At 45.5% G+C, this 16,247-nt stretch carries 16 protein-coding genes; 9 read left to right on the forward strand and 7 right to left on the reverse strand.

Features of this window, described 5'->3' with window-relative positions; genetic code table 11:
- Positions 1 to 25 precede the first annotated feature (25 nt).
- From argS to MO387_RS17645, 3 genes are all read left to right on the forward strand, one after another.
- Entirely contained in the window at positions 26 to 1,771 is a 1,746-nt protein-coding gene (gene argS / locus MO387_RS17635; protein ID WP_063883329.1) for an arginine--tRNA ligase, read from the forward strand.
- 3 nt (positions 1,772 to 1,774) lie between these two features.
- Complete coding sequence (locus tag MO387_RS17640) at positions 1,775 to 2,491, forward strand: SPOR domain-containing protein (protein ID WP_012586653.1); 717 nt, start codon at positions 1,775 to 1,777, stop codon at positions 2,489 to 2,491.
- A gap of 356 nt (positions 2,492 to 2,847) precedes the next feature.
- Complete coding sequence (locus MO387_RS17645) at positions 2,848 to 3,072, forward strand: hypothetical protein (protein ID WP_006083282.1); 225 nt, start codon at positions 2,848 to 2,850, stop codon at positions 3,070 to 3,072.
- A 207-nt stretch (positions 3,073 to 3,279) separates the two neighbouring features.
- On the opposite strand, the gene MO387_RS17650 is transcribed toward MO387_RS17645, so the two are convergent.
- Genes MO387_RS17650 through MO387_RS17660 form a run of 3 tightly spaced genes read right to left on the reverse strand, consistent with a single transcriptional unit; the run spans position 3,280 to position 5,636 of the window.
- The gene (locus MO387_RS17650) at positions 3,280 to 4,218 is read right to left on the reverse strand and encodes a stomatin-like protein (RefSeq protein WP_006087061.1); all 939 of its coding nucleotides are present in this window, start codon (positions 4,216 to 4,218) and stop codon (positions 3,280 to 3,282) included.
- Positions 4,218 to 5,153 carry a slipin family protein gene (locus tag MO387_RS17655; RefSeq protein ID WP_006083284.1) on the reverse strand — a complete coding sequence of 312 codons (936 nt, stop codon included), beginning with the start codon at positions 5,151 to 5,153 and terminating at the stop codon, positions 4,218 to 4,220. The genes MO387_RS17650 and MO387_RS17655 overlap by 1 nt, the downstream gene beginning before the upstream one ends.
- 12 nt (positions 5,154 to 5,165) lie before the next feature.
- A complete protein-coding gene (locus MO387_RS17660) occupies positions 5,166 to 5,636 on the reverse strand; it encodes an NfeD family protein (protein ID WP_107946433.1) in 471 nt (156 codons plus the stop codon).
- A 474-nt stretch (positions 5,637 to 6,110) separates the two neighbouring features.
- Here MO387_RS17660 and MO387_RS17665 point away from each other — a divergent pair, with 474 nt between their 5' ends.
- A complete protein-coding gene (locus tag MO387_RS17665) occupies positions 6,111 to 6,863 on the forward strand; it encodes an outer membrane protein OmpK (RefSeq protein ID WP_063883325.1) in 753 nt (250 codons plus the stop codon).
- Positions 6,864 to 6,965: 102 nt separating this feature from the next.
- On the opposite strand, the gene udp is transcribed toward MO387_RS17665, so the two are convergent.
- On the reverse strand, positions 6,966 to 7,724 hold the full coding sequence (gene udp, locus MO387_RS17670; RefSeq protein WP_006083287.1) for a uridine phosphorylase: 759 nt from the start codon (positions 7,722 to 7,724) through the stop codon (positions 6,966 to 6,968).
- Positions 7,725 to 8,137: 413 nt separating this feature from the next.
- Between udp and MO387_RS17675 the strand changes: the two genes are divergently transcribed.
- Positions 8,138 to 8,350, forward strand: a complete 213-nt coding sequence (locus MO387_RS17675) for a YdcH family protein (protein WP_006083288.1) — start codon at positions 8,138 to 8,140, stop codon at positions 8,348 to 8,350.
- A 64-nt stretch (positions 8,351 to 8,414) separates the two neighbouring features.
- Here MO387_RS17675 and MO387_RS17680 read toward each other — a convergent pair whose 3' ends face one another.
- Together MO387_RS17680 and MO387_RS17685 are read right to left on the reverse strand one after the other, a co-directional pair.
- Positions 8,415 to 9,590, reverse strand: a complete 1,176-nt coding sequence (locus MO387_RS17680) for a type III PLP-dependent enzyme (RefSeq protein WP_006083289.1) — start codon at positions 9,588 to 9,590, stop codon at positions 8,415 to 8,417.
- Positions 9,591 to 10,232: 642 nt separating this feature from the next.
- Positions 10,233 to 10,712: a hypothetical protein gene (locus MO387_RS17685; RefSeq protein WP_107946432.1), complete on the reverse strand. Its 480-nt coding sequence runs from the start codon at positions 10,710 to 10,712 to the stop codon at positions 10,233 to 10,235.
- A 170-nt stretch (positions 10,713 to 10,882) separates the two neighbouring features.
- On the opposite strand from MO387_RS17685, the gene MO387_RS17690 reads away from it, so the two are divergent.
- The 3 genes from MO387_RS17690 (at position 10,883) to MO387_RS17700 (ending at position 14,384) form a co-directional block, all read left to right on the forward strand.
- A complete protein-coding gene (locus MO387_RS17690; protein ID WP_006087065.1) occupies positions 10,883 to 11,719 on the forward strand; it encodes a mechanosensitive ion channel family protein in 837 nt (278 codons plus the stop codon).
- A gap of 118 nt (positions 11,720 to 11,837) precedes the next feature.
- The gene (locus MO387_RS17695; protein WP_107946431.1) at positions 11,838 to 13,376 is read left to right on the forward strand and encodes a tetratricopeptide repeat protein; all 1,539 of its coding nucleotides are present in this window, start codon (positions 11,838 to 11,840) and stop codon (positions 13,374 to 13,376) included.
- 231 nt (positions 13,377 to 13,607) lie between these two features.
- Positions 13,608 to 14,384, forward strand: coding sequence for a transporter substrate-binding domain-containing protein (locus tag MO387_RS17700; protein WP_107946430.1), 777 nt, complete (start codon positions 13,608 to 13,610; stop codon positions 14,382 to 14,384).
- Between the two features lie 33 nt (positions 14,385 to 14,417).
- Here the strand turns inward: MO387_RS17700 and MO387_RS17705 are convergent, their stop codons facing one another.
- On the reverse strand, positions 14,418 to 15,257 hold the full coding sequence (locus tag MO387_RS17705) for a LysR family transcriptional regulator (RefSeq protein ID WP_107946429.1): 840 nt from the start codon (positions 15,255 to 15,257) through the stop codon (positions 14,418 to 14,420).
- Between the two features lie 190 nt (positions 15,258 to 15,447).
- Here MO387_RS17705 and MO387_RS17710 point away from each other — a divergent pair, with 190 nt between their 5' ends.
- The gene (locus MO387_RS17710) at positions 15,448 to 16,179 is read left to right on the forward strand and encodes an SDR family oxidoreductase (protein WP_107946428.1); all 732 of its coding nucleotides are present in this window, start codon (positions 15,448 to 15,450) and stop codon (positions 16,177 to 16,179) included.
- The last annotated feature ends 68 nt before the right edge of the window (positions 16,180 to 16,247 follow it).

The raw sequence follows: 16,247 nt of genomic DNA on the forward strand, positions 1-16,247 counted from the left end.
TTAAAGTTAGTGCCGATTAGAACCCATGAAATCACATATCCAATCATTACTTGAACAAACTCTAGAATCCTTTAAACAACAAGGTATTGTGCCTGCTGACTTTGAAGCGCGCATTCAGGTAGATCGAACCAAGGATAAGAGTCATGGCGACTTGGCAACCAACTTAGCCATGATGCTGACTAAGGTCGCGGGCAAGAATCCACGCGAATTAGCCCAACTGATCATCGACACCTTACCGGCTTCGGCTTTTGTGGCTAAGGTTGAAATTGCAGGTCCTGGCTTTATCAACTTTTTTATCAACGACAGCGCCTTAGCTGATCAACTGCAAAATGCCGTCAACGATGAGCATTTAGGTATCAAGTTACCGACACCGCAAACCGTTGTTGTTGATTATTCTTCGCCAAACCTCGCCAAAGAAATGCACGTAGGTCACCTACGTTCAACCATCATTGGTGACAGTGTGGTGCGTGCGCTGGAATTTTTAGGCCACAAAGTTATCCGTCAAAACCATGTGGGCGACTGGGGTACACAATTTGGTATGTTGCTGGCCTATATGGAAGAGCTACGCGCCAAAAACGGTGAGAAAGCGCAACTTGAACTGTCTGATTTAGAAAACTTTTACCGCGCTGCTAAACTGCGTTTCGACGAATCAGCAGAATTCGCCACCCGCGCTCGTCAATTAGTGGTTGAACTGCAATCTGGCGACGAATACTGCAACAAACTGTGGCGCGAATTTAACGACATTTCGTTGAGCCACTGCCATGAAGTCTACGCCCGTTTAGGTGTGAGCCTGACCCGCGCCGACGTGCACGGTGAAAGTGCCTATAACGCCGATCTCGAGCAAGTGGTTAAAGATTTAGATGCCCAAGGCTTATTAACCGAAAGCAACGGTGCCAAAGTGGTGTTCCAAGAAGCCTTCCGCAACAAAGAAGGTGAGCCACTGCCTGTTATCATCCAAAAAGCAGATGGCGGCTACTTGTATGCCACCTCAGATCTGGCGGCAATGCGCTACCGCTCGAACGTGTTAAAAGCCGATCGCGTCCTGTATTTTGTTGACCTACGTCAGGCACTGCATTTCCAACAAGTCTTTAGCCTAGCCAAACTGGCTAAGTTTGTCCGTGAAGATATGTCATTGGAACACTTAGGTTTTGGCACGATGAACGGCGAAGATGGCCGTCCATTCAAAACACGTAGCGGCGGCGTCGTTAAGTTAGTCGACCTGTTAGAAGAAGCCAACGTGCGCGCACTTGAACTCGTTCGCAGCAAAAATCCAGATATGGATGAAGTCACGCTGACTGAAATCGCCCGCGTCGTTGGGATCAGCGCCGTTAAATACGCTGACTTATCGAAAAACCGTACCAGCGATTACATCTTTAGCTTCGAGCAAATGCTCAGCTTCGAAGGCAATACAGCGCCTTACCTACTGTACGCATACACTCGTGTTGCGGGCATCTTCAAGCGTGTAACCGATCTGGATCTGAGCCAAGCGAAAATCGTGCTTGAGCATGAAAAAGAGAAAGACCTCGGTAACAAGTTAGCGCAGTTCGGTGAGATCCTCAGTCGCGTTGTCGATAAAGGTCAACCGCACGTACTGTGTGCTTACCTGTATGAATTAGCGGGTGCTTTCTCAAGTTTCTACGAAGCCTGCCCCGTGCTTGCTGCTGATAACGACGCGCAAAAGAACAGCCGCTTATTACTCGCACAACTGACGGCTCGTACGTTACAAAAAGGCCTAAATCTACTCGGTATCGAAACCTTAGAGCGGATGTAAGCCATGAGTAATCGCGATTATGCCAATAGAAGGCCGCAGTCGGGCGCTAAACCGCGCCCAGTCCGCGCGACTCGCCCAACCCGAGCAAAGCCTTCACAATCAAAATCGGCGCCGCGTAAGAAGCTGCCGCTGACGCTGATAGGCTTTGTCATACTCGCTGTGGGTTGTTTCGTCTATTTTCTATGGAGCATTAAAGATAATGCTCAGCAAGAAGAGCAGCCGAGGCCAACTCCGGCCAAGAAAACCGAAACTCGAGTTAAGCCGCAAGAAAATGTGGTGCTCACCCCTAAGGTGAAAGAACCCGAGCGTAAAGCCGTCGTTATTCCTGTCGCGACAGAGGAGACAGCAGAGCCTGTTGCTCCGCCGAAGAAGGACCCTAACGCTCTGCCGCCTCAACCGAAGGAAGAATGGACCTATCTCAGTGAGCTTGAAAACAAGCATGTTGAGGTCGATATTCCCGATGTGGTTGCGAGCCGAACACCGATGCAATATCAGTTGCAGTGCGCTTCTTTCCGCCAAGAATCACAGGCGAACGAGATGAAAGCCGTGATCGCTTTCCAAGGGTTAGAGGCGCAAGTAAGACAGGTCGAAGGTACGACAGGTATGTGGTACAAAGTCGCTTTAGGCCCTTACGAACGTAAGCGTGATGCAGAACGTAAGCGTCATACGCTGCAAAATGCAGGGATTAATGGTTGTCAGATTCTGGCAATCCCTAAATAAGGCTTCACCCTTTCTAGGCTTATTTTAATAAGCCTAGTCACAAAAAATAGCGGCCAGCGTTTATCGCTCGTCGCTATTTTTTTATCCGCTAGGCTTAATGTGATCTCGTTTTAGCTTGCCACATAACATCACTCACTATTTGCCCAAGCTCACCTCGACATCCCCAGTTTTAAACAGCCCTATTTTTTAAAGTACTGTTTTGTTAAATCTATAACTGATTATTTATAAACAACAAAATCCTTTATTAATAAAGATTAATATGCAGTTTAATTGACCTAGATCAAACTTAGGCGTATCTCTTAAGTAACAGCAAGACTGTTGTATCTGTGTCAAATCCAACCTTAGGGTGAAGTATTATGAATGCATTAATAGAGATAGAAGCCACCGAATTCAGCCAACTTTTCAAAAGTGGTGACATGCTAGGAATTAGAATGTTTATGGAGCATGTTCGCATGCCGCTGGATGTTCAAGACAAGATTTATGACGAAATTTCAGCGCTTCAGCAATTAGAGCAAAACCAAATTGCGAAACTCATTGAAACCCACGCCCATTCCCAAATTCATGAACGCCTAGCTTATTAGCCTTCCATTCAATGAAAAATTTATCTATGCCCAACTGCAGCTTCTGGCGGTTCATTCAACAGAAGCTGTATGATCTCCCCCTCTCCTCTACACTATCCACCACACAAACCGTCACACACATCACCCAATTACAGCCAAAAAATAAGGCCAAATACCTGAGTATTTGACCTTAATAATCCAGCTTAATAACTTCTTTTAACCACAGCCTTAGCTCGGTTTTTCTTCCGTTAAGCCTATGCTATTCATCCAGTAATCGAAATCCACCATATTACCCGGCAATACCACTCGGCTATTCTTCTGGCTTAAGCCATCGAGCTGTTTAAAGTACTGTTCACCAAGTTGCATCCGCAGGGCATTGTGGCCACCCGGCGCGGCAATAACTGTGGCAAGACGTTCGATCGATTCAGCCGTCGCACGGGAAATAGTTAAAATTTCCTCAGCCTTACCTTCAGCTTCGTTAATCCGGCGCTGCATCTCACCTTCAGAACGGTTGACTGTCTCAGCTTTAACACCTTCTGAACGGTTAATCTTGCTCTGCTTGTCGCCTTCACTCTTAGCCAATAATGCGCGGCGCTCACGCTCAGCATTCACTTGCATTTCCATGGCATTTTTAACGGTTTCAGGTGGGGTGATATTTTTAATCTCATAACGATGCACGCGTATTCCCCACATAGCACCGGCTTGATCTAATACCTGCACGACCTTGGCAGAAATCACATCACGCTCTTCGAACGTGCGGTCAAGGTCTAGCGTCCCAATGACAGAGCGTGTGGTGGTTTGCGCCAACTGGATAGCCGCGTAGCGATAATCAGTAATACCGTAACTGGCTTTGACTGGGTCGGTCACCGAGATATAAATCACCCCGTCCACTTCAACGTTAACTTCGTCGCTCGAAAAACACTCCTGCGGCGGTACATCGATGGTCTCTTCTTTCAAATCATGAATGAAAGCGACTTTATCCACAAAGGGGATCAAGGTATGGAAACCCGCATCTAAGGTGCTGTGGTACTTACCTAAACGCTCCACAATATAAGCCGACTTAGTGGGAACGAGTCGAATCGATTGGAAAAGCTTAATCACGAAAATGGCAAAGATCAGTCCCCAAATTGCCATCACAATCAAATCTGTATCTAGTGGAATATTCATTATCGCGCTCCTTTGCCACTATTATTCTGGCCACTCACTGTCTGAGTGACTTGCTCCATGCCTTCGAAGAAACCTTCGAGTTTCGCCATTTCAGCGGGGACCACAGAGACTTGTGCGTCATTGAGGATCTTGCCAACCTGAGCGATAAACTGCTCTTTCAGTAACATATTCATCGCATCTGTACCGCCATTAACCGCTAACGCCTGCGAGATCATTGCCATGCCTTCGGATTTCGCTTTAGCGATAATAGCAATCTCTTGCCCGGTACCTTTGGCTTCATTAATCCGTTTCTGCTTTTGACCCTCTGACAGGTTAATCGCCTCTTGGCGCTCACCCTCAGACATATTGATCATCGCCGCTTTTTCCGCATTGGCCAACGTGATTTCAGCGCGTTTGCGACGCTCGGCCTCCATCTGCTTCTCAAGGGTGTGGATCACATGGCGCGAAGGAGTGATATTGCGAATTTCATAGCGCAATACTTTGATCCCCCAAGGCTCAGACGCCTTATCGATTTCCCGCACTATGGATTCATTCAAGCTATCACGCTCGGAGAATGTCTCACTCAAACTCAGCTTACCGATTTCAGAACGCATTGTAGTTTGGGCTAAATTCACCGCCGCTTTACGGTAGTTTTCAATACCATAACTCGCCAGTTTGCCGTCCATGACTTTTAGGTAGACTAAACCGTCCACTTCCAGTTGAGTGTTATCTTTAGAGATACAACTCTGTGGCGGCACATCTAATACTTGCTCACGGGTATCGTGACGGTAGGAGACGCGGTCGAAGAAAGGGATCAAAAAATGAAATCCAGGGCTTAATACTGCACGGAATTTGCCAAGACGCTCAATGACATGCACTTCACGCATCGGCACGATAAGCATCAACTTATAGAGAATAAAAAAGATAAATAAAATGACTAAGGTAAATACAAACATAGATTCCATCCTTTAGTTTTTGGAAGCTTCTATTGAGATAGGCTCAACGACTAGAGCGATATTTTCACGACAAATAATTCTGACTTCGGTCCCCGCAGCGATAGTGGTGCCATCGCCAAGCGCTGGCCATTCACTACCTTGAAATTCCACCCGCCCGGGTGTTTGCCCAGGACCTATGGTCTGCTTTACGCGAACAATTTGATTGTATAGATCGATTGCTTCATCCGTGTTATCCACATGGGAATCACCACCAACGAGCCTTTGAGTCACTTGTCTGAAGGTCAATAACAGCACAATGGCCGAGATAAACCATAGGGTCATGCTCTGCACTACGCCTTCGACTAGTCCTATGCCTAACGCGCCAGCCACGACTAAACAAGCCGCCCCCAGCAACACTATGATGCCACCGGGAACCACTATTTCGGCGAGCATGAATACTAGCCCCACCACAGCCCACACTAAAATCGGATTTGAAAACTCCATATTTCCCCCTGAAATGAGAGTGTCCTTGCAGCAACTATAACAGCAGCTTTTCGGATAAGCGACATAATATGTCAAAATTTACGAAGCTAAACGCGCAATCAATCGCCTATGTATTAAGCCTCATTCTCCCACATCCACACGGCAATGCCCTTAGGTTGTTTTAAAATTAAGCATAATCAATTCAAAAATATAGCTAACCTCAAAGGAAACACTCATACAATAAGAATAAAATCCATTTAAAATCAATTGGCTAAAAATTGATTTTAACCATAATGATTATGTGATTTTGACAACAACATTCGATAAAAACTTTGAATAAATGTAAATTTTTGCATATATTGCCCCCACTTTTGTGCCAGTCCTTTGACGTACATCCACGCTAGGTTTGAACTTACCCATCAAACCATGCCATAGGTCAGAGAGCAGATTGAGTAAGACACGAATTAACTTCGACCTATACAACAGGAAATAACAATGAAAAAAACATGCCTATGCCTAGCACTCATGCTTTCTCCTCAAGCATTTGCGGGTGACTTAGTACAATGGTGGGATTTCAGTGCAACAGCCCTCTATGGCGAAGACTACGATTTAGCACCATCGGACAAACAAGCCACTATCACCTTAGAAACGGCGGGCGGCTGGAAATACGGTGATTGGTTTGCCTTCCAAGACTTTATCTATTTCAAAGGCAACGATACAGGCATGGAAAGCACTACCTATGGTGAGATTTCGCCACGCTTCAGTGCCAGCAAAATCCTCGGCGAGAAAATCGCCTTTGGCCCAGTGACAGATTTGTCTCTGGCGCTGACCTATGAAGAAGGTGAAGGCCCAGTTCACAGCCTGCTTTACGGTTTAGGCGTTGATGTCGCCGTGCCTTATTTCACTTACCTGAACTTTAATACCTATCGCCGCAATGGCATGAGCACAGGTAACAACAGTGACGGCTGGCAGTTCACCCCAGTATTTCGCATCGATATTCCCGTTGGCTCAGCCAACATAGTGCTCGATGGCTTTATCGACTGGGTATTTGCCACTGATGATAATGGCTACGAGGAGAACTTCCACTTCAACCCACAGCTGAAATACGATCTTGGTAAGAGTTTGTTCGGTGATCATCAAGCCAATAAATTATTGGTGGGTATCGAATACGATTTGTGGACCAATAAATACGGTGTGAAAGGCGTCGATCAAGACACTTACTCTGTGATTGCCCAGTACCACTTCTAATCAGTATCGACACAATTTTGAAGTAACAAAAAAGGTGCCATTGGCACCTTTTTTAGTTTGGTCACTCACTTTGCAGGGGAGTGTCGCTTAGCGTAATAAAAATTAGGCTAACAGTTTTTTCGCTGCAGCAACCACGATAGAAACCGCACTTACTTCGGTTTTCTTCATTGTGGCTTCATCAGGAATTTCTTGTTGGGTGCGGTTTACAATCACACCAGCAACACAGGCTGCACGCCAGCCTTGAGTGGCACACATAGTGAATAAGGTGGAAGATTCCATCTCATAGTTCAGTACGCCCATATCTTGCCATTCTTTCATAGAACCCGCGAAACGACGCGTTACACGGCCAGTGACAGTGTCATAACGCTCTTGGCCTGGGTAGAAAGTATCAGAAGAAGCCGTTACGCCAATGTGTGGCTCTACGCCTGCATCGCGACACGCTGCAACCATAGCAGTGGTACATTCAAAGTTTGCAACCGCAGGGAACTCCATAGGTGCAAAGTGTAAGCTCGCGCCATCTAAACGCACTGAAGCTTGAGTCACAATCACATCGCCCACATTCACATGGGGTTGAATTGCACCTGTAGTGCCAACGCGCAGGAAGGTATTCACACCTAACTGTGCAAGTTCTTCTACTGCGATAGAAGTCGATGGACCACCGATACCGGTTGAACACACGACTACTGGCTTGCCATCGGCATAAGCTAAATAGCTTGTATACTCGCGGTGGCTAGCAAGAAACGTCGCATTGTCCATTAGTTCAGCAATACGTTTTACGCGCTCTGGATCACCAGGAACGATTGCCAAAGTTGCACCATCGAGCATTGCTTTGGTCAAACCTAAATGAAATACATCAGCCATTGTGAAAACCCCTTTCATTTTTGATAATTAAATTCTTATAAAATCGACTTTAACCTAGTATCGAAGCGGTGAAGGTTAACTTGATCACAGAATTATCGGCAAGAAGTAATTGTTTCGTCGTAATGAAATTACCAATTGCTCTCACATCTGATCACAAGATAGCAAATTTGCCCGCGCTGCGAATGTCAGTCTGATTTCTGCCTAACAAAGTGTGAACCAGATCCTAATCACATGCCATAGACAGCGGCCGAAATCATCTAATCCAATGATTTATAAATGATTAAAATAAATCATCATTTAGTATTAATCTGAAGCAGGGCGAAGAGTGATCTAAGTCACATTTCACTGTAGAGTGAAAGGTTAGGGTTAAGGCGAAACCAGAAGTGTAGTAGATGACGACAAGGAGAATGCCGATGTTTCCAGAGTACAGAGAATTAATTTCCACCCTGAAAACCCAAGATGCTCATTTTCAACGTAAGTTTAACGAGCATAATCAGTTAGACGAGGAAATCAAACAACTGGAAAAACGTGTCGCCAGTGATTTCAATCCGACAGTGAAAGAACTCAAAAGCAGAAAGTTACACCTAAAAGAAGAGATTTATCAGATCCTCAAATCCCACGAGTAATCCCAAACTTCTTTAGCGAACAACAAGGGCGCCTAAGCGCCCTTATTCATGTCACCACAATAGCTTACAGATAGTAATCTTTCAGCGGTGGGAAACCGTTAAAACACACTGCCGAATACGTCGTCGTATAAGCGCCAGCGGTTAACCAATACATGCGATCACCAATGGCTAAGTCATTCGGTAAACCATAGCTGTAGTGCTCATACATGATATCGGCACTGTCGCAGGTTGGGCCGGCAATCACGCATTTATCCAGCTCGCCTTGACGATCAGTATAAATCGGGAACTTAATCGCCTCGTCCATCGTTTCAATCAAGCCTGAGAATTTACCCACATCGGTAAATACCCAACGCTCTAACGCTGTGTAGGATTTTTTGCTGATCAGTACCACTTCAGACACTAAAATCCCCGCGTTAGAAATCAACGAACGGCCCGGCTCCAGAATAATTTGCGGTAAATCGTCACCGAAATCTTCCTTCAGGAAGTGAGTGATCTGCTCGGCATACACACCCAATTGATTTGTTTTATCAATATAGTTAGCAGGGAAACCGCCGCCCATATTGATCATCTTCAGGGTGATATTGTGCTCATCACGCAGACGGTCGAAAATGCTTTTCACTTTACCTATGGCAGAATCCCAAGCACCGATATCACGTTGCTGTGAACCGACGTGGAACGAAATACCAAAAGGTTCTAAGCCCAATTCCTGCGCCAATACTAATAGCTCATAGGCCATTTCGTTTTGGCAGCCGAATTTACGCGATAATGGCCAATCAGCCGTGTCTGTACCTTCGGTCAAAATGCGCACGTAAATACGCGATCCCGGAGCTTCTTCGGCGATCATTCGCAGATCGGCTTCTGAGTCGGATGCATACATACGCACGCCGCGCTCATAAAATGCGCGTACATCTTGACGCTTTTTAATGGTATTGCCGTAGCTGACTCGGTCGGTTGTCACGCCGACATTCATGACCATATCTAGCTCATAAATCGAGGCAATATCAAAGTTTGACCCTTTATCTTTAAGTAAAGATAAGATCTCGGCCGCGGGGTTTGCCTTAACTGCATAATAAACGTTGGCGTAAGGAAAACTATTAACCATGTCATCGTATTGTTTCGCTATGATACTGGTATCAATCACTACGAACGGGGTTGCTTTGTCTTTGGCAAACGCTTCAATACGCTTGAATGTGTCCATGTCATAATAGTCAGCAACATCAATAGATTGAAATTGGCTCATTGGGCCAGAGTCTCCTTTGGGTCAGGTAGATAAAAGTGAGTGTAATGTCTTAAAAACGTGCGCAGTAAACGATATTTTCTCACTTTACGCAACGAATTTTTATGCTGAATTTATAACTTTTTATTCCACAATGTTTTAAGGGGCTAAACCACCAAAAAAAGCCTCTATAAAACAAATGATTATGCATACAAACCCTAATACCAATCGTATTAAATATCTGTTCATTCAGCGGGAGTTCAACGCGCTTTAGACAAGGCGAAGGCTTGAAGGCATAGTGGTGCTCTGTCGAAAGCCTTGAACGCAGTATAAAGCGCGTTGAAACCCGCCCCTCGGGAGTCTCACAGGCATCCCACTCCGGTGTTGCATTGACTTAAAAGGGAATAACCATTTCTGCGTCAATGCGCCTTGGATTGAGATGCCTGTGAGGCTCTGAACTGATTAGATATTTAATGTGATTGGTATAAGGTAAATTTGTGTGCATTATCAGAATAAAAAGTGAATTTTTTACGACGTTATCGCAAAGGAGATGGATTGACTGGCTCAAGCCAACATTTCCATCCCAAAGCGATAAGTTGAGGGGGCGAGCACGCCACGAAAACGAGCTAATGTGATGCCTTAAAATGGTTCAAGTAAATTGAATCGTTACTGCGGCTGATTCAATTTTGCGAGTGCTTGGCCCAAGGCTTCACTGGAATCAAAATAGGCGATATCTAAAATATTACGCTGATTGAGCAATATCATAGTGGCCATATCTTTGGTATCGGGTAATAAACGACTGATCTCACCTTCCCTATCTAACCCAATCGCAAAGGGTAAATCTTGCATTTGTGGCACAGCAACAAACTTAGCGATTAAAGAAGGCATGCCACTGATATCCGCGACATAAACTAACCCAGCAGGCATTTGAGTCGTACTCAGAGGAGTGAGTGCTTCTTTAATCACATCGCCGCCTTTCATGCTGCGGCTAAAGAGTAAAACTTGAGTTTCATCTGTCACACTTATCGTTTGATCATTTTGATCGAGAAGTGAAATAGGATTAATCGCATCGCCAGCAACATAACTCGCAGCATACGCCCACATGGGGGTTAATAGACAAGACAGACATAACAACAGCGTTTTCATAAACACTCGACTCCATTATTGGATAGGCGGACAGCATACCTGACTCCCCCTATCGACTCATTAAACCAACCGCGATTACATGATACGCTTCACACATGCATGGCGAATAAGTATTTGATGGGATTTCTGCGCTATAATCGCACAGTTAAGTTTATTACAAGGATATCATAATGATAACACCTGGACTCGATCAGGAATTGCAGCAACTACAAGGCGTTTATCAGCTGATCACAGAGTTTTTAGTCACCTATAGCTTCCAATTGGTCGGCGCTTTGCTGATCTTTTTACTGGGGTTGTGGGTCGCCAGTAAGGCATCACGTTTAGTCGCGAAGCAGTTCGAAAAACACAATATCGACATTACCTTAAGCAATTTTGTCAGTAACCTTATCCGCATTCTGATCATCATCATGGTCGGGATCATCGCCCTCGGCAAAATTGGCATCAGCGTCACCCCTATGGTGGCAGCCATTGGTGCAGCCTCCTTAGGTGCTGGCTTAGCCTTGCAAGGCATGTTAGCCAACTATGCCGCCGGCGTGACCATTATCGTCACCCGTCCTTTCGTGGTGGGAAACACTATCGAAATCAAAGGGGAAAGCGGCGTCGTTAAACGTATTCACTTAGGCATGACCATTCTCACCAATGAGGAAGGCGAACAAATCAGCATTCCCAATAAGCATATCGTCGGTGAGATCCTGCATAATTCCTTTAGCAATAAACTAGTCGAAACCCAGTTTAATCTCAGTTACAACACAGATCCCGAACGGGCCATTAGTGTGATCACTGAGTTATTGAGCAACAACCCCTATGTCTATCAAGAGACCATGCCCAATATCGGCATCAATGGTTTTAATGCTATCGGGATTGAAATGGGAGTGCGCTATTGGGTGCCCACGCAAAGCTATTTTCAGCATAAATATAAGGTGAACTTAGCACTCTACAACGCCCTTAAGCAGGCGGGAATCGAGATTGCCTGCCCCATCAGAGAGATCCATCTGCAAGATAAATAACGCTAATGATCATGGGGTTGACCGGCGTAGTCGGTCAACCTAGCCCACATTGTAAACTTGCATTCTTGTACGAATTTACGTTTACTATGCTCCCAAATATCGATAGTGATGGATTACTATGTTGTTGATACTCATAATTATTGCTTTTGTTGTACTGTTTATTTTCTTCGCTAAATATCAAAAAAAACAAGCTCAAGCCGAAGCGCTTGCCGCAGGAGAGCCCAATGCGCTACTCCATCATGGCATCGCACTGATTAATAAAAATCAAGTGGAAGCTGGCTTAGATTTTATTCATCAAGCAGTGGATAAAGGGCTGGCCGTTGCGGCTATCACTCTTGCCGAATTATATTCGGGTCGATTCCCACAAATCCCCGCCGATCCCAAGGCATCTAACGATTGGTATAAAAAAGCCGCCGAAATAGAGCCTCAATATTTACCCATGCTCACCTTACCTAATTTGCTCTCTTCTGGATCGCAAACACTCGATGAGTTAATCGCACAAGTAGAGCAACTCAAACCTAATGCCGAAGCGGGGCAAGCCGAGTTTCAATATGAGCTTGCTTACTTGTATCTAAGCCAGCCCTTTCTCGATCCCGATGCTAGCCAAGCAATTTACTGGTTCGAAAAAGCCGCCGCACAAGAAGACCAAAGAGCCTATTACCATTTAGCCACACTCTACTGGCATGATGAACGCGTTACTTCGGACTATTCCAAAGCACGGGAATACTTTGAAAAATCTGCCGCCGCTGGTGATGAATTAGCAAAAGATGATCTAGGGTATATGCTTGCCGCAGGCCAAGGTGGACCTAAAGATTTAGCTCGCGCAGAGGCATTACTTAGCGAGCGCGCCGCAGACGATGATTTCCGCCAGTATTATCTTGGTAAACGTTTCCTCTACGGTGAAGATTTTGCTGTCGACTATAACAAGGCGCGCCATTGGTTAAGCCAATCTGTCGCTAGAGGTAATGACTTCGCTAAGATTGAATTTGCTCATCTTTTACTGAAAGCGCCACAAAATGAAAGTGATTACCAACAGGCTAAAATTGACTTTGAAGAATTCGCACTTAAGTGGAATGAAGACGCACTGCTAGGCCTAGGCAAGATTTATGAGCAAGGTTTAGGCGTGAGTCGCCAACCGATTAAAGCGTTAATGCATTACCAGCTCGCGGCCATGAGCAATAGAGCCGATCATCTAAAAGAATTAGCCAGATTCAGTCAGCAACTAGGCACCTTAGAGATAAGAGAGGCCGAGCGGCTGCGTGACAGTTTCTTGCATCAGTATCCAATCCCCGCTGAGCAACAACAATATTTTTATTCCTATAAGGCTGAATCATTTTTAAGTGGTGAAAAACCCACTCAAGAGGCTCTACAGGCAGCAGAAACTTGGTTCATCAAATCGGCAGAGCTAGGTAATGAAATTGCTATGCGGGAACTGGTCAATATTTACAGCGCGGAGCGATTAAACAAGCCAGTACAAGTGTTTATTTGGTCTAGTTTATTGCTACGTCATTTTGGTAAATACGGGATGAATAGCGCTCAACGACTCCATCAAAACACCGCAAAATCATGCTTAACAGAATCCGAACTTGCCTACGCCGAAACTCAAATTGAGGTCATTGAAACCCAATTAGCGCCCTATCTTGAGTCAGAAAGGTAAGTTTACCAGCAGCGAATGAGTCCCAAAAAGGTTTGGCCAAATTAAATAAGCCAAACCTTTTAGTGGCAAAATAGAGTGCATTTATAAATCCTTAAAAAGCACAATAGATATATAAGCACTACAATCATTGTATTCACTAAACCTGTACGGCTAAATGACTAGACATAAAACCTAGTCGGATTAACTGTCCAGCCCGATAATTAAAACTGACCATTTTAATAGGCAAGATGAATGAGGCTGATACTGATAATCGTCATTTCATGCTTATTTCTGCCCCAAGCGAGAGCAGAAACCTCTGCTATTGTCTGGCAAGCACACTGCCGCGATAGGCATCCAGTTATTTATTTCGAAAATGGTGAATGCAAAGGCCCAGGTGCTGCGGTGATCAATCAAGTTATCACCCGTCTAGGTCACAAGGTAAATTGGAGTAATGTGCCTTGGGCACGCACGATAAAAGTCGCCGAAACGGGACAAGTCGACCTCATTCCCGTCCATTCGATGACACCCGAGCGCAACGATTTTCTGAACCCTATGCTACTGGGCTACGACAAGCGCTACGTCTATTACTTTGCCCTTGCGAATCGACAGCTTGAGGTCAAAAATTTCGATGAATTAAAGCCTTATATCATTGGCGCACTCAGAGGCGCTTTTTACTGTCCGCAGTTTAATGACAATCAAAACCAACTAAAAGTGTCTTTTGTTAATAATAACGGTCAGTTAATCAATATGTTGAAGGCTGGACGTATCGATTTAGCCATCACCTCCGAACAACATGAAATGCAATTCTTTGCTAACGATCCCCAGCTTAAGCAAATGGAATACGTCGACATCAGCAAGAACGGCCGTTACTTCAGCATTCCGCTCATGTCGCCGCTGCATCAATATGCCAAGCAAGTTCACCAGATAGTCAACGACATGCGCACCTCAGGTGAAATCACTCGGCTATTTGAGTCCTATGGCGTCGAGCCTCCGCTTAATCTCACTGAATCGCCCTTAGCGACTCACTGATCTGAATACTGATAACCCAAGACTAACTTGGAATTAATGCGCGCGTGCGGCTAAATGCCGTAACAAGGCTGCCAGCGTTGGCGCAATCGTCTGATGGGACGGGTAACACAGACCAATACGACGAAACATTCTCGGACCATCAAATTTTACTTGCTTGAGCCTAGGCTCATCCTCAATTAAACCATCAGGCAAAAAACTCACCCCAAATCCAGCCAACACCAGCGACATCACGAGAGACTTAGATTCGGCCTTAGCGACTAAATTGAGCGACATATTGCTGCACGCCAGTAAACCTATCGTCTGCTGATGAGCTTCACAGGGTGGACACTCGATAAAGTCAAAACCATTTAACTGCTCGGGGCGTAGGCTATCTACTTGAGCGAGGGCATGCTCCTTGGGGACGCACAGCACATAATCTTCTTCCCACAGCGGGAAAAACACTTCATCTTCATGGCGTAAACTGTCGATAGTTAAACGACAATCTGCGGGGCTTTGATAATCCACCAGCTCCAGATCTAGCTTCTCAATGGCTTGATTCACCTGCTGTAAAAATCCCGCCAAACGCCGCTGACTGAGATCTGGCATCACAGCCAAACGTAGCTTTTGTCGGCTCGCCTTCGCCATAAACAGACCCGGCAATTTACTCGCCTCCTCGACTAATTTAACCGCCAAAGGATACAAATAATGGGCGCTATCTAAGGGTTTAACGCCTTTCTTACTACGCTCAAATAGCTGGCCGCCTAACTCTTCTTCCAATTGCTTTAAGCCAGCTGACAGTGAAGGCTGGCTCACAAAGCAACGGTTAGCCGCTGCGGTGATATTGTTCTCTTCAAAAATTGCGATAAAGAAACGCAGTAAACGTAAATCAACCATTTTATCTTCTCCGACAACGGCAAATTAAGTACAAAGCTCGATAATAGTGTCATAGGCTGAGACTATCATATCCAGCTGGAATAAGTATTTTTCGGCTAAAAATCCCCAGCCTATACTGATTGCCAACTTAAAGACGCCGAACAACAGTTTGTTTACGGCTCAGATTGGCTTCAATTAATAGGAAATACTAATGAATCAAGTTACTAAATCACTGGTTGTCATCACGGGCGCTTCATCGGGTATTGGCGCCGCTATGGCCAAAAGTTTTAGCGCCGCAGGCCACCCACTGTTATTACTGGCACGCCGGGTTGAAGCAATGCAAGCACTTGAATTACCTAACAGCCTCTCTATCAGCGTCGATGTCACCGACACTGCAGCCATTAAAACCGCCATAACTCAAGCAGAAGCACAATTTGGCCCTGTCGGCTGTCTTATCAATAACGCGGGTGTGATGTTGCTGGGTCAGATCGATGTGCAAGATCCTAACGAATGGAGCCGCATGCTCAATATCAATGTGATGGGCGTGCTTAATGGCATTCATGCGGTATTAGCCGACATGAAAGCTCGCAAAACTGGCACTATCATTAATGTCAGCTCAGTGGCGGGGCGTAAAACCTTTCCAAACCACGCCGCTTACTGCGCCACTAAATTTGCCGTGCACGCCTTAACAGAAAACATTCGTGAAGAAGTCGCCATGGATGACGTACGCCTTATCACTATCGCCCCAGGCGCAGTAGAAACTGAGTTGCTAAGTCATACCACCAGCGATGACATTAAAGCCGGTTACCATGACTGGAAAGAAGAAATGGGCGGCGTTATCGCGCCTGAAAACGTCGCCGCTGCCGCACTGTTTGCATGGCAACAACCGCAAAATGTGTGCGTACGCGAAATCGTTTTAGCGCCAACACGCCAACAACCTTAATCCGTCCCGAGTCCGTATTCGCCTAGACTGTTTAGGCGAATACGGCTCAGAAACACTCATCAACCCAA

The organism is Shewanella sp. N2AIL (assembly GCF_022690845.1).
Lineage (GTDB): Bacteria > Pseudomonadota > Gammaproteobacteria > Enterobacterales > Shewanellaceae > Shewanella > Shewanella baltica.